20 protein-coding genes are annotated in these 19648 nt (G+C 62.8%); 10 read left to right on the forward strand and 10 right to left on the reverse strand.

Going from position 1 to position 19648, the window contains the following annotated elements; translation table 11 throughout:
- Positions 1–26: 26 nt before the first annotated feature.
- Positions 27–1211, forward strand: a complete 1185-nt coding sequence (locus HX811_RS21590; RefSeq protein ID WP_177047302.1) for a DUF2252 family protein — start codon at positions 27–29, stop codon at positions 1209–1211.
- Between the two features lie 140 nt (positions 1212–1351).
- Here the strand turns inward: HX811_RS21590 and yghX are convergent, their stop codons facing one another.
- Both yghX and HX811_RS21600 read right to left on the reverse strand, forming a co-directional pair.
- Positions 1352–2239, reverse strand: a complete 888-nt coding sequence (yghX, locus tag HX811_RS21595) for a YghX family hydrolase (RefSeq protein WP_063029644.1) — start codon at positions 2237–2239, stop codon at positions 1352–1354.
- A 44-nt stretch (positions 2240–2283) separates the two neighbouring features.
- Positions 2284–2778: a PaaI family thioesterase gene (locus HX811_RS21600; RefSeq protein WP_087695007.1), complete on the reverse strand. Its 495-nt coding sequence runs from the start codon at positions 2776–2778 to the stop codon at positions 2284–2286.
- A 118-nt stretch (positions 2779–2896) separates the two neighbouring features.
- On the opposite strand from HX811_RS21600, the gene HX811_RS21605 reads away from it, so the two are divergent.
- Positions 2897–3451 (forward strand): YceI family protein, encoded by a 555-nt coding sequence (locus HX811_RS21605; protein ID WP_087695009.1) that lies wholly within the window; start codon positions 2897–2899, stop codon positions 3449–3451.
- A 3-nt stretch (positions 3452–3454) separates the two neighbouring features.
- On the opposite strand, the gene HX811_RS21610 is transcribed toward HX811_RS21605, so the two are convergent.
- On the reverse strand, positions 3455–4345 hold the full coding sequence (locus HX811_RS21610) for a DMT family transporter (protein ID WP_134326757.1): 891 nt from the start codon (positions 4343–4345) through the stop codon (positions 3455–3457).
- A 91-nt stretch (positions 4346–4436) separates the two neighbouring features.
- Between HX811_RS21610 and HX811_RS21615 the strand changes: the two genes are divergently transcribed.
- The gene (locus tag HX811_RS21615) at positions 4437–5765 is read left to right on the forward strand and encodes a PLP-dependent aminotransferase family protein (RefSeq protein ID WP_177047316.1); all 1329 of its coding nucleotides are present in this window, start codon (positions 4437–4439) and stop codon (positions 5763–5765) included.
- 138 nt (positions 5766–5903) lie between these two features.
- On the opposite strand, the gene HX811_RS21620 is transcribed toward HX811_RS21615, so the two are convergent.
- Positions 5904–6335, reverse strand: a complete 432-nt coding sequence (locus tag HX811_RS21620; RefSeq protein WP_008436281.1) for a nuclear transport factor 2 family protein — start codon at positions 6333–6335, stop codon at positions 5904–5906.
- A gap of 254 nt (positions 6336–6589) precedes the next feature.
- Here HX811_RS21620 and HX811_RS21625 point away from each other — a divergent pair, with 254 nt between their 5' ends.
- Both HX811_RS21625 and HX811_RS21630 read left to right on the forward strand, forming a co-directional pair.
- Positions 6590–7060 carry a RidA family protein gene (locus tag HX811_RS21625; protein WP_003215091.1) on the forward strand — a complete coding sequence of 157 codons (471 nt, stop codon included), beginning with the start codon at positions 6590–6592 and terminating at the stop codon, positions 7058–7060.
- 6 nt (positions 7061–7066) lie between these two features.
- Positions 7067–7789, forward strand: coding sequence for a CPBP family intramembrane glutamic endopeptidase (locus HX811_RS21630; protein ID WP_177047304.1), 723 nt, complete (start codon positions 7067–7069; stop codon positions 7787–7789).
- Between the two features lie 22 nt (positions 7790–7811).
- On the opposite strand, the gene HX811_RS21635 is transcribed toward HX811_RS21630, so the two are convergent.
- Positions 7812–8615 carry a helix-turn-helix domain-containing protein gene (locus tag HX811_RS21635; RefSeq protein ID WP_177047306.1) on the reverse strand — a complete coding sequence of 268 codons (804 nt, stop codon included), beginning with the start codon at positions 8613–8615 and terminating at the stop codon, positions 7812–7814.
- 116 nt (positions 8616–8731) lie between these two features.
- Here HX811_RS21635 and HX811_RS21640 point away from each other — a divergent pair, with 116 nt between their 5' ends.
- Positions 8732–9049: a DUF2834 domain-containing protein gene (locus HX811_RS21640; RefSeq protein ID WP_177047308.1), complete on the forward strand. Its 318-nt coding sequence runs from the start codon at positions 8732–8734 to the stop codon at positions 9047–9049.
- 64 nt (positions 9050–9113) lie between these two features.
- On the opposite strand, the gene HX811_RS21645 is transcribed toward HX811_RS21640, so the two are convergent.
- The 3 genes from HX811_RS21645 to HX811_RS21655 are packed head-to-tail and all read right to left on the reverse strand — an operon-like array spanning position 9114 to position 12072.
- Entirely contained in the window at positions 9114–10037 is a 924-nt protein-coding gene (locus HX811_RS21645; protein WP_008436286.1) for a sugar ABC transporter substrate-binding protein, read from the reverse strand.
- A 47-nt stretch (positions 10038–10084) separates the two neighbouring features.
- Complete coding sequence (locus HX811_RS21650; protein ID WP_177047310.1) at positions 10085–11227, reverse strand: phytanoyl-CoA dioxygenase family protein; 1143 nt, start codon at positions 11225–11227, stop codon at positions 10085–10087.
- Positions 11227–12072 carry an SDR family oxidoreductase gene (locus HX811_RS21655; protein WP_063029668.1) on the reverse strand — a complete coding sequence of 282 codons (846 nt, stop codon included), beginning with the start codon at positions 12070–12072 and terminating at the stop codon, positions 11227–11229. Before HX811_RS21655 ends, HX811_RS21650 begins: the two co-directional genes overlap by 1 nt.
- Positions 12073–12195: 123 nt before the next feature.
- Between HX811_RS21655 and HX811_RS21660 the strand changes: the two genes are divergently transcribed.
- Complete coding sequence (locus HX811_RS21660; protein WP_003215111.1) at positions 12196–13221, forward strand: LacI family DNA-binding transcriptional regulator; 1026 nt, start codon at positions 12196–12198, stop codon at positions 13219–13221.
- A gap of 36 nt (positions 13222–13257) precedes the next feature.
- The gene (gene iolG / locus HX811_RS21665; protein WP_102369211.1) at positions 13258–14262 is read left to right on the forward strand and encodes an inositol 2-dehydrogenase; all 1005 of its coding nucleotides are present in this window, start codon (positions 13258–13260) and stop codon (positions 14260–14262) included.
- A 42-nt stretch (positions 14263–14304) separates the two neighbouring features.
- Here iolG and HX811_RS21670 read toward each other — a convergent pair whose 3' ends face one another.
- Positions 14305–15471 (reverse strand): cystathionine gamma-synthase, encoded by a 1167-nt coding sequence (locus tag HX811_RS21670; RefSeq protein ID WP_008436288.1) that lies wholly within the window; start codon positions 15469–15471, stop codon positions 14305–14307.
- Positions 15468–16844 carry a cystathionine beta-synthase gene (locus HX811_RS21675; protein ID WP_003215116.1) on the reverse strand — a complete coding sequence of 459 codons (1377 nt, stop codon included), beginning with the start codon at positions 16842–16844 and terminating at the stop codon, positions 15468–15470. The genes HX811_RS21670 and HX811_RS21675 overlap by 4 nt, the downstream gene beginning before the upstream one ends.
- Before the next feature lie 264 nt (positions 16845–17108).
- Here HX811_RS21675 and atzF point away from each other — a divergent pair, with 264 nt between their 5' ends.
- Both atzF and HX811_RS21685 read left to right on the forward strand, forming a co-directional pair.
- Positions 17109–18908 carry an allophanate hydrolase gene (atzF, locus tag HX811_RS21680; RefSeq protein ID WP_177047312.1) on the forward strand — a complete coding sequence of 600 codons (1800 nt, stop codon included), beginning with the start codon at positions 17109–17111 and terminating at the stop codon, positions 18906–18908.
- Between the two features lie 2 nt (positions 18909–18910).
- Entirely contained in the window at positions 18911–19597 is a 687-nt protein-coding gene (locus HX811_RS21685; RefSeq protein WP_177047314.1) for a GntR family transcriptional regulator, read from the forward strand.
- The last annotated feature ends 51 nt before the right edge of the window (positions 19598–19648 follow it).

Genomic DNA, 19648 nt, shown 5'->3' on the forward strand with positions numbered 1-19648 from the left:
ACCGTATCTCCACGACGAGTACTTCTATGAAAATTCCGCGTCCCTCTTCGCGAATGCCCCACCTCACGCAACTGCGCAACCTGAAGATGGCGCGCTCCGCCCACGCCTATGTGCGGGGCAGTACGGTTCAGTTTTACGAGTGGCTGCACAGCCAGCGCGGCCGGCGCTTGCCCCACGGGCCGGCGATCTGGATCTGCGGCGACTGCCACGCCGGTAACCTTGGGCCCACGGGCGATACCAAGGGCCGGATCGACATGCATATCCGTGACCTTGACCAGGCGGTGATCGGCAATCCGGCCCATGACCTGGTGCGCCTGGCCTTGTCCCTGGCCACCGCTGCGCGGGGTTCGGACCTGCCGGGGGTGACCACCGCCCGCATGCTTGAAGAGATGATGGTGGGCTACGCGCAGGCGTTTAAAGACAAGCCCGACGAGGCACCACCGCGCCCGTCCCAGGTCAAGGCCGGGATGCGCAGTGCGGTGGAGCGCACCTGGAAGAATCTGGCTCGCGAACGTATTGAAAACACCCGGCCGACGATTCCATTGGGCAAGCATTTCTGGTCGTTGTCGCGGGCAGAAAAGTCCGCCCTTGAAACGTTGTGCGCGTCGGATGAAATCCACCGGCTGGTGACTTCGCTCAAAGGCCGCTCCAACGATGCTGAGGTTGAGTTGCTGGACTCGGCCTATTGGGTCAAGGGTTGCAGCTCCCTTGGATTGCTGCGTTATGCGGTGCTGCTGGGAGTAGGGGACAAGTCTGATCAGGAATACTGCCTGCTCGACATCAAAGAAGCGGTAGGCGCTGCGGCGCCGCGTGCGGCCCGGGCAAAAATGCCTCGGGATAACGGCCGGCGGGTGGTGGAGGGCGCGCGGCACCTGTCACCGGCGTTGGGGGAGCGGATGTTGGCCACGCGGTTTCTGGATCACGGGTTTTTCATCCGCGAACTGCTGCCCCAGGACATGAAGCTGGAGCTGGATGAGCTGAGCGAGATTGATGCGATGCACGCGGCCGGGTACCTGGCACGGGTGGTCGGCGTGGCCCATGCGCGGCAGATGGACCGGGATACGCGCAAGGACTGGATGGCGCTGTTGCAAGAGAATCGCTCCAGCCAACTGGATGCGCCTTCGTGGCTGTGGACCAGTGTGGTGCAGTTGGTGGGGAGCCATGAGGAAGGGTATTTGAATCATTGCCGGCGGTATGCGCTGGAGCACTGACCTCAAGAACGCTGAAAGTCCCCTGTGGGAGCGGGCTTGCTCGCGAAAGGGGTGGGTCAGTCAAATATCTGCTGACTGACACACCGCTTTCGCGAGCAAGCCCGCTCCCACATGAGTTGGGTGGTGTTTTGGAGGGCGGGTTACACCAGGTATTTCTTGAACCAGCCCAACGTCCGTTCCCACGCCAGATTCGCCGCCGCCTCGTCATACCTCGGCGTCGAATCGTTGTGGAAGCCGTGGTTGGCGCCCTTGTAGATAAACGCCTCATAGGTCGTGCCGGCCGCCTTCAACGCTTTCTCATACGCCGGCCAGCCCTCATTGATCCGCGTATCCAGCTCACCGTAATGCAACATGATCGGTGCCTTGATCCGTGGCACATCCTTGGCTTCCGGCTGGCGCCCATAGAACGACACCGCCGCACCCAACTCCGGATAAGCCACCGCCGCCGCATTCGTCACACCGCCGCCATAACAGAACCCGGTAATGCCCACCTTGCCGGTGCTTGCATCGTGGTGCATCAACCATTCGATGGCCGCGAAAAAGTCGTTCATCAGCTTCTCGGGATCGACTTTCTGTTGCAACTCCACACCTTTCTCATCATTGCCGGGATAGCCACCCACCGAGGTCAGGCCATCCGGCGCCAGGGCAATGAATCCGGCCTTGGCCAACCGACGGGCGACGTCTTCGATATACGGGTTCAACCCCCGGTTCTCATGCACCACCACCACCGCCGGCACCTTGCCGCTGGCCTTGGCCGGGCGCACCAGGTAGCCGCGCACCGTGCCGTTGCCCTTGGGTGACGGGTAGGTGATGTAGTCGGCGACGATATCCGGGTCGGTGAATTTCACCTGCTCGGCCAGGGCGTAGTTGGGGCTCAGGGCGGCGAGCAGGGCGGAGGCCGTCAGCCCGCCGAAGGTGAACAGTGCTGCGCGGTCGAGAAATTCCCGGCGGTTGATCTTGCCGTGGGCGTAGCCGTCGTAAAGCTCCAGCAGTTCAGGGGCGAAGTCTTTGGCGGTCAGACGAGTCATCGGTAGCGTCCTCGATTAGCGGTGGGACTGAATGTAGACCAGTATCAGGCTTCCCGGCCATGGGCCGCGGCGGCCAGTTGCCCGGTGTCGACCCGCACGAAGACCGAATCGCCAATCGCCGTCAGCACGCCATCGGCGTACACCTCGCACACCACGCGGCTTTTGCGCCCCACGTCACCTTCGACTTTCGCGCGCAGGGTCAGCGGCACGCCCATCGGTGTCGGCTTGATGAATTTGATTCCCAGGTTGCCGGTGACGCAGTCGATACGCGGCAGGCTGCCGGGTTCGCGTTGCTCGGCCCGGTAGTGGTAGGCCATGGCGGTCCAGTTCGAGTGGCAGTCCACCAGCATCGCGATCAACCCGCCATAGACCAGGTCTGGCCAGCCGCTGTATCGGGCGTCGGGCTGGTGCTCGGCGATCACGTGGATGCCGTCGGCGTCCCAGCGGCTCTTGATGTGCAGGCCGTGGGGGTTGCTGCTGCCGCAGCCATAACAGACGCCTTCGGGGGCGGTGGTGTCTTGCAGGGAAAGCGCGGGCATCGTGGCTCCTTGTTGTTTGGGTTCCGTCGAGGCACGAGCCTAATGCCAGGCGCGTGAATAAATCCAGCGCCTACGCTGTTAGCAGTGCACAGCGTGTTCATTCCCGGTTGAGAATCCCATGAAATCTCGATTGCCAGCGGTCTTCCTTGCCTTCGCCACCTTGTCCAACGCGTACGCCGTGGAATACACCGACGTGAATCCGACGGCCAGCACCATCAGCTTCACCTATGACCAGATGGGCCAAGAGGTGTACGGCACGTTTGGCACCTATTCGGCGACCCTGAATTTCGACACGCAAAACCCGGCTGCCGCCAGCACCGTACTGACCATCCAACTGCCGAGCATCAATGCCGGCAGCGACGACGCCAACACCGAGCTGCCCAAGCCCGGCTGGTTCGACATGACCACCTACCCGGTGGGCACCTTCACCTCGACCCACATCACTGACCTGGGCGACAACCGTTACCTGTTCAGCGGCAACCTGACCCTCAAGGGCCAGACCCGGCCGGTGGAGGTCAAGGTGGCCCTCAAGGAGCAGAGCGGCATTGGCATATTCGACGGCGAATTCGTGCTCAAGCGCGATGACTTCAGGATCGGCGCGGGGGAGTGGGCGGACAGCGTGGTGTCCAATGCGATTGTCATCAAGTTCAAGATGGTTGCGCCTGAGCGCTGATGGTCAGCGGGCGAACTTCTTGGCCCCCGCCACGCACGCAATCACCGCGACGGTCACCCCCAGCATGCCCAGACTCACCTGCTCATGCAGCAGCGTGGCCGCCAGTGCCAGGCCGAAAAACGGTTGCAGCAACTGCAATTGCCCGACGGCGGCAATGCCGCCCTGGGCCAGCCCGCGGTACCAGAACACAAACCCGATCAGCATGCTGAACAGCGACACATAGGCCAGGCTCAGCCAGGCCGGCAGGCTGATGCTCACGAAAGTGCCCGGGGCGAGGATCGCCGTCAGCGGGGCCACAATCGGCAGCGCGATCACCAGCGCCCAGCAGATCACCTGCCAGCCGCCCAGGGTGCGTGAGAGCCTGGCCCCTTCGGCATAACCGAGGCCGCACACCAGGATTGCCAATAGCATCAGCAAATCCCCGGCGGGCGCAGCGCTCAGGCCCTGGGCAACCGCGTAGCCCACCACCAGCAGGCTGCCCAGGATCGAAAACAGCCAGAACACCAACTTGGGCCGCTCGCCGCCGCGCCATACGCCGAAGACCGCAGTGGCTAACGGCAGCAGGCCGACAAATACGATGGAATGGGCACTGGTGACGTACTGCAAGGCCAGTGCGGTGAGCAAAGGAAAGCCGATCACCACGCCCAGCGCGACGATTGCCAGGGGCAGCAACTGACTGCGGGCCGGGGTTTTTTCCTTGAACAGCCACAGCAGGCACAGGCCGAGCAGGGCGGCGATGGTGGCGCGGGCGACGGTCAGGAATACCGGATCGAACTCCAGCACCGCCAGGCGCGTGGCCGGCAGCGAGCCGCTGAAGATCACCACGCCGATCAGACCGTTGATCCAGCCGCTGGCGTTGTTTTCCCGGGTGTTGAGGTGGGTGGTTCGTTCCATGGGTGTAGGACTCGATAGGGATAAGTTGCGTCCTGCGCATCCTATGATTCACTATCAAGACAATCAAAGAATTGTCATGGATACATCGCCTATGCCCCGCGCCCGCTACAAGACATTGGTGGACACCTTCGCCCGGGATATCCGCTCCGGCACCCTGGCGGCGGGTACCCGCTTGCCGACCCACCGCCAGTTGGCCGCCAGCCATGGCCTGGCGCTGGTCACGGCCAGCCGGGTATACACCGAGCTGGAGGCCATGGGCCTCGTCAGTGGTGAAACCGGGCGCGGAACCTTTGTGCGGGAAATCGCGTTGTCGCCGGGGCAGGGCGTCGGCCAGATCGCGGTGGCGGCGGGCATGATCGATCTCAACTTCAACTACCCGTCGCTGCCGGGCCAGACCGACCTGCTGCGCACCGCATTGCGCCAGTTGGCGTTGTCCGGCGACCTGGCGGCGCTGCTGCGCTATCAGCCTCACGCCGGTCGGCTGCATGAGCGGGCAGCGGTGGCGCGTCATCTGCTGAGTCGTGGGTTGACGGTGCAGGCCGAGCAGGTACTGATCGTCAGCGGTGCCCAGCATGGGCTGGCGGTGACCATGATGTCGCTGCTCAAGCCCGGCGATGTGGTGGCGGTGGATGCGCTGACCTATTCCGGGTTCAAGGTGCTGGCCGAGACGCTGCACCTGGAAATCGTCGCGATCCCGGTGACCGCGACGGGCCCCGACTTGGCCTTTCTTGAACAACTCTGCGCCCGGCGCCCGGTACGCGCCGTGTACAGCATGCCGACCCTGCATAACCCGTTGGGCTGGGTGATGAGCATGGCGCAGCGCGAGCACCTGGTGGCGCTTGCCCGTCGGCATGACCTGATCCTGATCGAGGATGCTGCCTACGCGTTTTTAGCCGAGGATGCGCCACCGCCCGTGGCCGAACTGGCGCCGGAACGCACGGTGTATGTGTCGGGGCTGTCCAAGAGCGTCGCCACCGGCCTGCGGGTGGGTTTCGTGGCTGCGCCGCTGCCGTGGATGGCGGCGCTGGAACGTACGGTCATGGCCACCACCTGGAACACCCCGGGGGTGATTTCCGCCGTCGCCGTCGCGTGGATCGATGACGGCACGGTGCTGCAACTGGAAGCGCAAAAGCGTGAAGACGCCCAGGCGCGCCAGGCGGTGGCCGATGAGGTGTTGGCGGGGCTCACTGTGATCCGCCATCCGTCTTCGTATTTCTTGTGGTTGCCGTTGCCGGAGGATGCCCGCGCCGACCAGATCACCATGGCGCTGGCCCGGGAGAATATCTCGGTGTCCACCGCCGAGCCGTTTGCCGTTTCGGCCCACGTGCCCCATGCCTTGCGTGTGGCGCTGGGTTCGGTGGACCGGGAGGTGTTGCGCGAGGCGTTGGTGAAAGTGCGCTGGGCGGTGGAGGCGTACTAGGGGGCCGGATCGTTCCCACGCTCTGCGTGGGAATGCCGCCTTGGACGCTCCGCGTCCCGCTGTAGATTTGCGCGATAGTGACGCAGAGCGTCACCGGATGCATTCCCACGCAGAGCGTGGGAACGATCCAGGCGGGACTCAGAACTTGTAGGCCTGGCGCCCGATCAGCAGCCATTTGCCTTTCTGCTTCTGCCAGACCTGGAAGTTTTCAATTTCGGTGGGCACCTCGACGCCACTGTTCACCGCCTGTGCGGAAAAGTGGTTGCGCACCAGGGCGGTGTCGCCATTGAGGGTGATGGTCTGTTTCTGCATTTCCAGGGTCTTGAAACCACTTCTGCCGGTTTCAATGTCAGCGATAAATTCCTGCTTGTTCTGGACCTTGCCGCTGGAGTGGCCGTAGGTGAGGTTGTTCGCGGTGAGGGCCTGCAGTTGCGGGATGTCCTTGTGCAACATGGCCTGGGTCAGATGATCGACCGCAGTGGCTACATCCTTGTCACTTGCGGCAGGCGCGGCGGCCGCGTAGCCGCTGAACAGGCACAGAAAACCAATCAGAACCTTGACGTTTTGCATGGGTGTTTCCTTGTTGTTGTGGGTACCGGGACGACTCGGGCTGTGTTTTTAAGTCGTCGTACAACCATGCCGTATTTACCGGGATCAAGGAAAGTGAAATTTGTTCTTGGCTAGAAGATAAGCGCTGTTTGCCAGTATTAGTTGTCGTATCACTCGCGAAATAGCGGTCGGCACTTCCCGTGGAAATGGCACATGGCTATGCTGTGGCCGGCGACTTCATGGCGTGGATTCGCAACGACTGAGGAAAACAAAAAATGACACCGGATCAAAAGTACGCGGCGGCCATGGTGCGCCTGGGTTATCAACTCAACGAGTTCAAGATCGGCGGCAACTACACGCCGCTGCTGAGGGACGGCAATCACGTCTACATCAGTGGCCAGATTCCGCGGGTGGGTGACGCCATCGTGTTGCCCGGCAAGGTCGGCGAAAGCCTCAGCCTGGCCGACGCACAGATTGCCGCGGGCGTCAGTGCACTGCGTTGCCTGGGGTTGCTCAAGCAGGCACTGGGTTCGCTGGACCAGGTCAAGGCGATCCTCAAGATCAATGTGTACGTGCGCAGCGCGGATGACTTCGACCAGCAAAGCGAAGTGGCCAACGGTGCGTCGGACCTGTTGAACGAGATCCTGGGGGCCGCAGGATCCCATACGCGCACCTCGGTGGGCGTGCTGCAATTGCCCAAGGGCGCGGCCGTGGAAATCGACATGATCGCCGTGGCACGGGACTGAAACCGGGTGATCGCCGAGGCGTTTGCGGTACTGGTCCACTATGGAATCTACCTGCTCCCGGGACTGATCCTGTTTGGCCTGTGGTTCGGTCTCACGCCGAAAACATTGCCGGGCTTGCGCATCGTTATCCTGCTGCTGGCCTTTGTGCTGATGCGCGATGCGATGACGCCACTGGGCATGTGGTCGCTGAGCCGCGAGGTGCAGATCGAGTTCACGGCCAACCCGTGGGTGCTGGCCGCGCTGGGCGGGTTATCCCTTGGGCTGATTGCACTGCTCGCGCGCCTGGCACCGGAGTTGTGGCAACTGACGGTGCTGTTCAAGGGCAATCGTTGGGCGGGCCTGGCGGTGGGACTCGGGGCCGGTTGTCTGATCGGCCTGCCATTGCGGCTGTATCAAGGCATTGAGCCGGTTTACTGGGCCTGGCTGATGGGCATGCTGGTGCTTGCCTACTGCGCCAATGCGCTGGAAGAGGTGCTGTTTCGCGGCTTCCTGCAGGGCTATCTCGAACAGCACGTTACGCCGCTGCGCGCAGCGTTGCTCAGCGGGCTGGCGTTTGCCGCGTGCCATTCATTTCTGTCCCTGAGCGTGACGCAACTGGGCTGGCCGGTGCTGGCGTTTACCTTGATTGAAGGGTTGGCCTGCGGCTTGGTTCGGATGCGCTACGGTGTGGTGGCGGCGACGGCCACCCATGGCACGACGATCTTGCTGATTGCCGTGCCGATGGCGTAAGCCGGACCCGGCAAGGCATTGCCTATTTCGACCGCTCATACGCCGCGGTCATCACCTGCCACGTCTGTGCATCCGCTGGAATCAAATGCTCGATGCGCAACGACGTCACCGTGATGTCCTGAGGCATGCCGAAGGTGGTGAAAGTCGACATGAAGCTCAGCTCGCCTTCCCGCGAGTTGACGCGTGTCAGCAGCAGCGGCGGCAGCTCATTGGTCAATGCCTCGGTGCTCTGCGGCGCCGGCAGGCTGTCCAGAGTCCTGGCAAGTTGCGGATTGCCCAACGCTTCGCGGGATGCCCGTTGCCAGGCGACGGTTCGGATTTCTTCTGCGTTGATCAAGTGATCACCCAGCCCGCCAGGCTGCAGCAGGGTGACCAGCAAATTCAGCCCTTCAGCCGCTTCCGGCTTGATCCCCACCAGATCGAACAGCACGTGGGTACTGGCATTGGCGGCGAGCACTTCCCAATGGCTGCCCAGCACGATTGCCGGTGCAGGATTATTGGCGTGCAGCACATGGTTGATGGCCTCGCGAATAGCTTCCATCGACGGTGAAGCGAGCGGGGTGGCCTCATAGCGCGGGGCGAAGCCGGCGGCCAGGAATACGTTGTTGCACTGCTCCAGCGGGGCTTCGAGGGCCATCAACAGATTATGCAACGTGCCTGGGCTCGGCTTGGCGCGCCCGGTCTCGATACAGCTCAGGTGGCGTTGGGAAACCCCGGTGATCAGCGCCAGTTCCAGCTGGCTCAGCCTCGCGTGCCGACGCAGCACGCGCAGTTGCGCGCCGGCGGCGGCGTCGGGGTTGGCACGGGGAAAAGGTTGGCTGTTCATGGGCTGACTCTGGCCGTGAGGGTCGAGGGTGTCGATGACCTGTGAGGTCATTGAGAGGGAGAGGACGTTATCACTAATGTGCAGCTTTCCGAATCGTTGTCTCCAAGGAGGAGAGCATGCGCAGACCCTGGATAGCCCTTGCCGGGTTATTGGCTTTTACCTTTTACACCGTGATCACGATGCTTGCGGCGGATCAGTCGCTCATGGCATTCGGGCTTGAATTGATGTCGAGGCCGGACACTGCACAGGTGGTGATTGACCTGTATCTGATGGTGGCCCTGGCGTGCGTGTGGATGTGCCGGGATGCACGAGCCAGGGGGAAGCCCCTGGCATCGGTGCTGCCTTATTTACTGGTTACGGCGGTTTTTGTTTCCATCGGTCCGCTGTTGTACATCGTGGTCAACGGGTTTCGCGAACCGTCAAGGCTGCGGTGACACGCCAGCACAGTGCTCTGTTTATCGGGGCTGGCGGGTATCCTTGGCGCTGGGCTGATAACAATCAAGGGGTGAGAAAGGCCTGATAGTTGTCCTTGGTGATCTGTTGATAGGGAATGGTCAGCTCCGCCGTGTAGGGCTGCTTCCTGATCATCTTCAGCGCCAGGTCAATCGAGCCGACGGCCTGGCCCTTGTTGTCCTGATAGGCCGTGACTACCAATAGATCTTTCTTGATCGCATCCAGGCCGGCGGGGCCGCCGTCGCTGCCGCCCACCAGGATGTCCTTGCCAGGGTGCATGCCGGCCTGGGTAATCGCCATCGCGGCACCGATAGCCATTTCATCGGCATTGGCCGCCACGGCGTCGATTTTCTTGCCCGAGACGATCCAGTTGTTCATCAGGTCCATGGCCTTGCTGCGCTGCCAGTCGGCGCTTTGTTCTTCGACGATATGGATGTTGGGGTAATCTTTCAGTACGTTTTTCACGCCCTGTGTGCGGTTGTGGGTGGCGTTGTTGGAGAGCAAGCCGAGCATGATTGCGAGGTTGCCCTTGCCGTTCATTTTTTCCGCGAGGTAGCGCATCTGAATCTCGCCCGCTTTGATCTCGTCCGAGCCGACATAACCCACCCCGGCCGGCAGGCCCGGGATGTCCGGGCGACGGTTGACGTACACCAGCGGGATACCCGCCTGCTGGGCATTTACGGTCATTTTCTGGGTGGCGGCGGTGTCGACCGCGTTGACGATAATCGCGTCCATGCCTTGGGCAGAAAAGCTCTGCACCTGGTTCAGTTGGCGCACCACATCGCCTTGGGCGTCTTCGAATTGCAGGGTCACGTCGGTGAGGTCCCTGGCGTGGGCCGCCATGTAGTCACGCATCTGGGCGAGGAATACGTCGTCCACCTGGGCGATGCTGACGCCGATGCGTGTCTCGGCGAGGGCGAGCGGGGTAACGATGAGGGTCAGGAGCAAGGTCAGCAGCTGTTTTTTCATGGTGTCAGTCCGTTTTTTGTTGTTTTGAAAGACGTTGAAAACATTCCTCAGCCTTGGCGTTTGGCGCGTAGTTGCGCAACGCGTTCGGCAAAGGTCTCGCAGGGCCAGCGTTCGTTCAGTGCCTGCAACATCAGTTGCTGCCCGGTTTGCGGAGCCAGGCCCTGTAAGGGTGGGTCGGTATCCAGGTTGGTGGGAAAGGAATAGCCATCGGCGGTGCAGGCGATCACCGCGTGCAGCGCCTCGCCATCCATGACGTTGTCCGCCAGGCGCTCCAACAGGCAGGGGTAGAGCGCCAGCATCATCCGGTCGCGGTCCACAGCTTCCATCGTTTTGCCGAACGCCGAGGAGATTTGCAGCAGGTTGGCCATGCGCTGGCGGTCCGGTGTGCGATTGGTGCCAGCGGCGTGAAACAGGGCCGGGTTGAAGAACAGCAGGTCACCTTTGTTCAGCGGCAATTGCACGGCATGCAGCTGGAAGTACTCGATGAATTCAGTGCGCCTCCAGGCCAGGTAGCCCAGCGGGTATTGCTGGGAAAACGGCAGCAGTTGGGTCGGGCCGGTTTCCAGGGGCATGTCGCTGTGGGCCACGGCCCCTTGCAGCGTGAGGTATTGGGACAGCGTGTGCAGAGGCAACGGAAAGCGCTCCACCACGTCGATGGTCTGGAACCCGAGGTGATAATCACGGTGCGGTTGCTGGGCTTGGCCACCGGGGTGCACCACGTTGACCTGGGCCGTGACTTGGTAGCCCGGGCCGAGCCAGGCTTGTGCGATCAACCCCAGCAGTGGGTTGGCGTAATATTCGACAAAGGATGCCGGCGACTGCAGTGCGGCCTTCTGTAATGAGTTCCAGATACGTCCGTTACTGCCGGCCTTGGCGAAGTGGTCGGCGGCCACACCTTGCGCAGCCTCTTGGGCAAAGATCGCTTCGAATACCTGGCTGTGACGGTCGACCACGTCCAGGTCGGCGTAGCCCTGGCGCACCACCATCACTCCCGGCCCCTGGCTGAACAGGCGATGCAGTTCGTCCAGCACGGCGTGACGATCGCCGTTGCGCAGTGCCTGGGCCTGATAGATCGGGATGTTGCTGCACACTTCGGCGCAGTGCGGGTAGTCCTCGGCAGCCGCCTGCTGGGCACAGATCGAGTGAAAATCTTCCAGTTGCACTGCGTCGGCGCTGACAAAGGCAGGCATCACGCACCCTCCACCAGGCTCAGGGCCTGATCGGGGCGTGGGGTGCCGCCGTCGCCACAGCCGATGACGCCTTGCTCCAGGTCGATCACCGTGCCGGTCATCATTCCCGACTCGCGTGACAATAGAAATGCCACGCTCTGGGCCACCTCTTCAGGTTTGAGCAGGCGGCCGAAGGGCTGCGCGGCTTCGGCGGCCTCCAACCAGCCATCCCCGGCACCGTGGTAGTGCCGCTGGATTTCATCCTCGTGAGGTGTGTCCATCCAGCCGATGTTCAAGCCGTTGACCCGAATCCGGTTGCGCAGGGCGCTGAACGCCACGTTTTTGGTCAGAATCGCGAGAGCGCCCTTGGACGCCGCGTAGGCACTCAAGAACGATTGCCCGCCGTGGCCGGTGACACTCTGGATATTGACCACTGCACCTTCAACCCTCTGGCTGATCATCAGCTTCAAGGCTTCCTGCATCAGGAAAAACGGCGCCCTCACATTGACCGCAAACAGTCGGTCAAACAGTTCAGGGGAGGTGTCGAGAATGGTGCCGCGATCCGACATCCCGGCGCAGTTGATCAGCCCGTGGAGGGTGCCGAAGTGGGCACGGGCCGCCTCGATCACGGCGCGGCAGTCGCCAATCTGTTCCAGGTCCGCCTGGACAAACACCGCGCGGCAATCGAGCGCTGCCAACTGCCGTACTTGCTCCTGGCCCTGGTCCGGACGGCGTCCGCAGATGATCAGGCCGGCAGCACCGCGCCGCGCCAGGGTATGGGCGACGGCAGCCCCCAATCCCTGGGTGCTGCCGGTGACGACAAAGTATTGGCCTTTGAAGGTATGGCTGAGGTCGGTTGAAGGCATCGGGGTCTCCTGGGTTTTTGTTGTTTTGAAGGCCGGGCTCGACGCCGGGCAAAACTGAGACTAGCATTGCGGTCACCTCAACGAGTCTCAAAAAGACCTCAAAAAGACCTCAGGTCCAACAGCATGCTCGAACGCGCTAAACACTTTTCCATCAAACAACTGGCCACCCAGGCGGGCGTCAGCAAGGCGACAGTCGATCGCGTCTTGCATGAGCGCGGCAGCGTGCACGCCCAAACCCGGCGGCGTATCGAACAGGCTCTGGATGAGCTGGAATCCCAGGAAAAAAATGGCCTGGCAGTAGGCCGTACCTTTCATGTCGATGTGATCATGCACACGCCCAAGCGCTTCAGTGCGGCGGTGCAGGCCGCCATCACCGCCCAACTGGGCAGCCTGGCACCGTTTCGTATCGCCCCGCGGTTTCATGTGTTCGAAGAGATCGAGCCTCAGGCGATGCACGACCAATTGCTGCGCTGCCTCGAGACCGGCAGCCAGGGTGTGGTGCTCAAGGCCGCGGACGAGCCGGCGGTGAATCTGGCGGTCAAGCACCTGGCGGCCGCAGGTATTCCGGTGGTGACCCTGGTCACCGATCTGCCCCACAGCGAGCGCATCGGCTACGTAGGCATGGATAACCGCACCGCCGGACAAACCGCCGCGTACCTCCTGTCCCGCTGGCTGTCACCCCAACCCCAGGAAGTGGCGGTGGTGATTGGCAGCGAATTGTTCCGGGGCGAGGAAGAACGCGAAATGGGCTTTCGCATGTGGCTGCGCGGCCGTGCGACGCACCTGCGGGTACTGGATATCAGCGGTGGGTACGGCGTGTATGACCGAACGTTTGCCCGGGTCACCGATGCGTTGAAGCAGCATCCCGAACTGAAGGCGGTGTACAGCGTCGGCGGTGGCAACCGCGCAATTGTCGACGCCTTCGCGGCTCTGGATCGCCCGTTGGACGTGTTTATTGCTCACGACCTCGACGAAGAGAATCGCCAGCTGTTGGCTGAAGAAAAAGTCGCCGCGATTATCGATCACAACCTGCAGATCGATGCGCGCCATGTGTTCCTGCACATCCTGCAATTTCATCGGCTGTGGAAGGCTGGGCCGATTGCGCCGTCACAGGTACAGATCGTCACACCGTTCAACCTGCCGGACTGAATCTCCAAACCCAATAACAATCCCAGGAGTTCGACCATGCTACGTATCGCTGTCCTTGGTGCAGGGCGCATCGCCAACATTCACGCGGCCAATGTCGCGGCCCATCCTGATGCCACTCTGGTGGTGGTCGCCGACCCCTGGCGGGAGGGCGTCGATGGCTTGGCTGCGCAGCTGGGTTGCGAGGCGGCCTATGACTGCGCAGCAGTGCTAAGTCGGGACGATATCGACGCGGTGGTGATTGGCACACCCACCGACACTCATATCGATTTGCTGCTGGCGGCCGTGTCCCAGGGCAAGGCCGTGCTGTGCGAGAAGCCCATTGACCTGGATTTCGCCAAGGCGCGGGCGGCGGCGCAAGCTGTGGAGCGCGAGGGCGGCAAAGTCATGCTGGGCTTCAACCGCCGCTTCGATCCCGACACGCTGCGCCTGCGCCAGGCCATCGACGCGGGGCAAATTGGTGCTGTGCGGCAGGTGATCATCACCAGCCGCGACCCGGGGTTGGCGCCACGGGATTACCTGGCACATTCCGGCGGCATCCTGCGGGACATGACCATTCATGACTTCGACATGGCGCGGCACCTGCTGGGTGAAGAGCCCATTGAAGTCGGCGCGATAGCCAGCCGGCTGGTAGATCCGAGCCTGGCGCAGATTGACGACTTCGACAGCGTGATGGTGCTGCTGCGCACCGCATCCGGGAAACAGTGCCATATCAACTGCTGTCGGGAGGCGGTCTACGGGTATGACCAGCGACTTGAGGTATCCGGGGCCAAGGGGGTGCTGCTCACGGATAACCATCGACCCAGCACCTTGCGCCATTGGAACCACGAGCACACCGAGGCGTTGGAGCCGTTGCAGCATTTCTTCCTGGAGCGTTATGCGGATGCCTACCGCAATGAGTTGGGGCAGTTTATCCAGGCACTGAGCGCGGGGCGCGCGCTGCCCACCAACATGCGCGATGGGCTGTATGCGCTGCACTTGGCGGACTGTGCGCTGGAGTCCATCAAGACCGGGCGAATGGTTGAGGTCAATTACGCTATTTAAGGTGTTGCCGGAGCGGGCATGCTCGCTCCGGCAGATTGCGCGTTAGATTTTTGCCAACGCCTGCGCCAGATCCGCCCGCAGGTCTTCCACATCCTCAACCCCCACCGACAACCGCACCAACCCATCACCAATCCCCAGCTGCGCCCGGGTCGCTGCCGGGATGCTCGCATGGGTCATGATCGCCGGGTGCTCGATCAGACTTTCAACGCCCCCCAGGCTTTCAGCCAACGCAAAGATCTTCACGTTTTCCAGGAAGCGTGTCGCTCCTGCCAGGTCGCTTTTCAGGTCCACCGAAATCATCCCGCCAAACCCGCGCATCTGCCGGCGTGCCAGCTCATGCTGCGGGTGTGATGCCAGGCCTGGGTAATAAACCCGCGCCACTTGCGGCTGTTGCTCCAGCCACGTCGCCAGTTCCAGCGCATTGCTGCAATGGCGCTCCATGCGCAGCGCCAGGGTCTTCACGCCGCGCAAGGTCAGGAATGCGTCGAACGGCCCGGCAATCGCGCCCACGGAGTTTTGCAGGAAGCCCAGGCGCTCGGCCAGTTCAGGATTCTGGCCCACCACCGCAATGCCGCCGATTACATCGGAGTGGCCGTTGAGGTACTTGGTGGTGGAGTGCACCACGATGTCGAAACCCAGCTCCAGCGGGCGCTGGATCCAGGGGCTGGCGAAGGTGTTGTCGGCCACGCAGATGATGCCCCGGGCCTTGCAGATGCGGGAGATGGCACTGAGATCGGTCAGGCTCAGCAGCGGGTTGCTCGGGGTTTCGACCCAGACCATCCGCGTGTCGTCCTGCAGCGCGGCTTCGAAGGCCGACAGGTCGGTCAGGTCGACGAAGCTGAAGCGATGCCCGGCGCTGCGCTGGCGCACTTTGTCGAACAGGCGGAAGGTGCCGCCGTACAAGTCATTGCCGGAAACCACGTGGGAACCGGCGTCGAGCAGTTCCAGCACGGTGGAAATCGCCGCCAGCCCGGAGGCGAACGCGAACGCCTGGGTGCCGCCTTCAAGGTCGGCCACGCAGCGTTCCAGGGCAAAGCGCGTCGGGTTGTGGGAGCGCCCGTAGTCAAAGCCCTTGTGAACGCCGGGGCTGTCCTGCAGGTAGGTGGAGTTGGCGTAGATCGGCGGCATCAGCGCCCCGGTGGTCGGGTCCGGGGATTGCCCGGCATGGATCACGCGGGTGGCGAAGGCGCTTTTATCGTGCTGGGTCATGCAAGGGATCTCCGTAGGTGATTGAGCAGGTCGACGCGGGTGATCAGGCCGTGAAAGCCCGAGGCGTCGGCAATGATTGCCACCAGCCCGCGATCCAGCTCGGCCTGCAATTGCGCAAGGCTGGCGCTGGGTGCGAGGGTGTGAAGGGCGTTGGTCATGGCGCTGCCCACGGTCATGGAAAAGTGCGCGGCGTTCTGATGCAGGCCGAGCAATACATCCGACTCGTCGAGCACCCCCACCAGTTGCTTGCCGTCCACCAGCACCGGCAGCTGTGAGACGTCGGCCAGGCGCATGCGCTGGAACGCGGTGAGCAGGCTGTCGTCGGGGCCGACGCTGATCACCCGGCCGTCCTCGAAACGACGGGCGATCAGGTCGCGCAGGTCGCCGTAGTGTTTGTATTGCAGCAGGCCGGCGTCGTTCATCCATTGGTCGTTATAGACCTTCGACAGGTAGCGCGTGCCGGTGTCGCAGACGAAGGTGACCACGCGCTTGGGCTCGGTCTGTTCGCGGCAATAACGCAGGGCGGCGGCCAGCAGGGTGCCGGTGGAGGAGCCACCGAGAATGCCTTCGGCCCGCAGCAGTTGGCGGGCGTGGTCGAAGCTTTCTTCGTCGCTGATGGAATAGGCGTGGCGCACGCTGGAGAGGTCGGCGATCGAGGGGATGAAGTCTTCGCCGATACCTTCCACGGCCCACGAGCCGGGTTCGGTCATGGTGCCGCTGCGGCTGTACTCGGCCATCACCGAGCCGACCGGGTCGGCCAGCACCATGGCCAGGTCAGGTTGCACGCGCTTGAAGAAGCGCGTCAGGCCGGTGAGGGTGCCGGCCGAGCCGACGCCAACCACGATGGCATCCAGGTCATGTTGGGTCTGGGCCCAGATTTCCGGGGCGGTGCTGGTCTCGTGGGCCAGGGGGTTGGCCGGGTTGTTGAACTGGTCGGCGAAGAACGAATCGGGAATGTCCTTGGCCAGTCGCGCCGCCACATCCTGGTAATACTCGGGGTGGCCCTTGCCGACATCCGAGCGGGTGATGTGCACCTCGGCGCCCATGGCTTTCAGGTGCAAGACTTTCTCGGTGGACATCTTGTCCGGCACCACCAGCACCACCCGGTAGCCTTTGGCGCGACCCACCAGGGCCAGGCCGAGGCCGGTATTGCCGGCGGTGGCTTCGATGATGGTGCCGCCGGGGCGCAGGCGGCCATCCCGCTCGGCGGCGTCGATCATGGCCAGGCCAATGCGGTCCTTGATGGAGCCGCCGGGGTTCTGGGATTCAAGCTTGAGGAACAGCGTGCACGGGCCGGTATCGAAGCGGCTGACCCGCACCAGCGGGGTATTGCCAATCAGTTCGAGCACGGCGGGGCGGGAAGCGGTGGGCATGTCGTCACCTGGCTACGGAAGGGCGTATGGGATGGACAGCAGCGTTTACAACATGGTTTCGACCATAGGCCGGTATCGGGCCGCTCGCAACCGCGCGGCCGCCAGAATGTCTTTTTTTGGCGCATTGCTGCTTCATGACGGAGCACGGCTGGAGGCGATCCATCGGTGGGTTTTCTGTCAACCTCACGTATTCATTGGCTTGCAGCTGATTGGCCCAGGGTTTGCTAAAAGAAATCCAAACTTGGATACAAGATGGAATCCTCAATGCGCAACGAACAACTCGGCTGGACCCTGGGTGAATGGCAAGCTGCCTACCGCAGCCAGGCGCTGACTCCCGACATCCTGTTGACCCTGGCGAGCACGTTTCCCGCCGAGGACAACGCCTGGATCAGCCAGGTGCAACCGCAGCAGTTGCGTGACCAGTTGGCGCAGTTGGCCGAGCGGCTTGCGGCGGTCAATGGCGATATCGACCAGTTGCCGTTGTATGGCGTGCCGTTTGCCATCAAGGACAACATCGATGCGGCGGGTTGGGAAACCACGGCGGCGTGTCCTGAGTTTGCCTATACCGCCGCGGCGGATGCCTCGGTGGTGGCGCGGTTGCGGGCGGCCGGGGCGATCCTGATGGGCAAGACCAACCTCGATCAGTTCGCCACCGGCCTGGTCGGTACACGCTCGCCCTACGGCGCGGTGAGCAACAGTTTTAACCCGGACTATGTCAGCGGCGGTTCCAGCTCGGGTTCGGCCTCGGTGGTTGCCCGCGGGCTGGTGGCGTTTTCCCTGGGCACCGACACCGCCGGTTCCGGGCGGGTGCCGGCGGGCTTCAACAATATCGTCGGGTTGAAGCCGACCAAGGGGCGCTTGTCCAACACCGGACTGGTGCCGGCCTGTCGTACCGTCGACTGTATTTCGGTGTTTGCGCTGACGGTTGAAGATGCCGAGACGGTTGCGGGCCTCGCTGCTGCTTACGACGCCAGCGACGCCTATTCACGCGTCAATCCCAACAATGCTCCCGTAGCGGTCGGCGCCACGATCAAGCTGGCGGTTCCGGCCAGCCTGGAGTTTTTTGGCGACGCGCAGAACCAGGCCGTATTTGAACAGGCGCTGCTCAGGTTCCAGTCCCTCGGCGCCGAAATCACGACGGTGGATTTCAGCCCGTTTCAGCAACTCGCCGAGCAGCTCTATTACGGCTCCTGGGTTGCGGAGCGCACGGTGGCACTGGAAGGCATGCTCGCCAGCAACGCCGAAGCGATCAACCCGGTGGTGCGTGGCATTGTGGAAAACGGCCACACGTACAGCGCCTGCGATGCCTATAAAGCCGAATACCTGCGCGCCGAACTGAGCCGCCGCATCAACGACACCCTGGCCGGTTTCGACGCCTTGCTGGTGCCGACATCGCCGACGATCCGCACCCTGGCGGAAATGGCGGTGGAGCCGGTGCTCTACAACTCGCAGTTTGGCTTCTACACCAACTTCACCAACCTGGCCGACCTCTCGGCACTGGCCGTGCCCGCCGGGCTGCGCAGCGACGGCCTGCCGTGCGGCATCACCCTTATCGCGCCGGCCTGGCACGACGCCGCCCTGGCGCATCTGGGCAAGCGTTGGCAGGCCGGCCTTGATCTTCCGCTGGGCGCTACCCAACGCAATCTGCCGCAACCGGCACCGGCGGGGCAGGCGCCCGGCAGCGTGCGGGTGGCAGTGGTTGGGGCACATCTCACCGGGATGCCGCTGAACTTCCAGCTGATCAGCCGCAACGCCGTGCTGGTGGAGCAAACCCTGACAGCGAGCAACTACCGCCTGCATGCACTGCCGGGCACGGTTCCGCCCAAGCCGGGGCTGGCCAGGGATGACTCGGGCCGCTCGATCATCGTCGAGCTGTGGGACATGCCTGTCGCCCGCTTTGGTGAGTTCGTCGCCGAGATTCCCGCGCCGCTGGGCATCGGCAACCTTACCCTGGCGGACGGGCGCAGCGTGAAGGGTTTTATCTGCGAGCCCTGGGCCCTGGCAGGCGCCACCGACATCACCGAATTCGGCGGCTGGCGCGCGTACATGGCGAGCAGGAACTAGGCATGCAGCTCTCAGCCACGAGAAAACCCGGCGAACGGCCGGACAGCCTGGCGGAACGGGTCTACCAGCAGTTGAAGGACGACATTTTTGGCTTTCGCCTGCTGCCGGGTGATCGCTTCAGTGAAGGTGACGTGGCCGAGCGCATGCAGGCCAGCCGCACGCCGGTGCGCCAGGCGCTGTATCGGCTGGAGCGGGAAGGGTACCTGGAGGTGTTTTTCAGGAGTGGCTGGCAGGTGCGGCCGTTCGACTTCAACTATTTCGAAGAGCTTTACGACGTAAGAATCGTGCTGGAGTTGGCCGCCGTCAGCCGCTTGTGTGGCATGGCGGAGCAGGGGCTTGAACGGCTTGAAGCGATCTGGCGGGTGGACGAAAGTGCCCGGCTGGATGACGCACAGGTCGTCTGCGCGCTGGATGAGGAGTTCCACTGCGGGTTGGTGCAGGCCACGGGCAACGCTGAAATGGCGCGCATGCATTACGAGATAACCGAGAAAATCCGCATCATTCGGCGGCTGGATTTCACTCAGCAATCACGTATTGCAGCGACCTATGAGGAACATGCAAGCATCCTCGATGCGATCTCGGCACGGCACCGCGATCTGGCGCGGCAACTGCTCAAGACTCACATCGAGGTGAGCAAGCAGGAGGTGCGCAAGATCACGTTGCATCGGTTGGCGGTGGCGAGAGGATAAGCCCTCGTATCGACGAGTCAGCCCGCCCCCTGTGGCGAGGGAGGCCCCACC

Origin of the sequence: Pseudomonas sp. F8002 (assembly GCF_013385495.1) — a bacterium.
In the GTDB taxonomy this organism is placed as follows: Bacteria; Pseudomonadota; Gammaproteobacteria; order Pseudomonadales; family Pseudomonadaceae; genus Aquipseudomonas.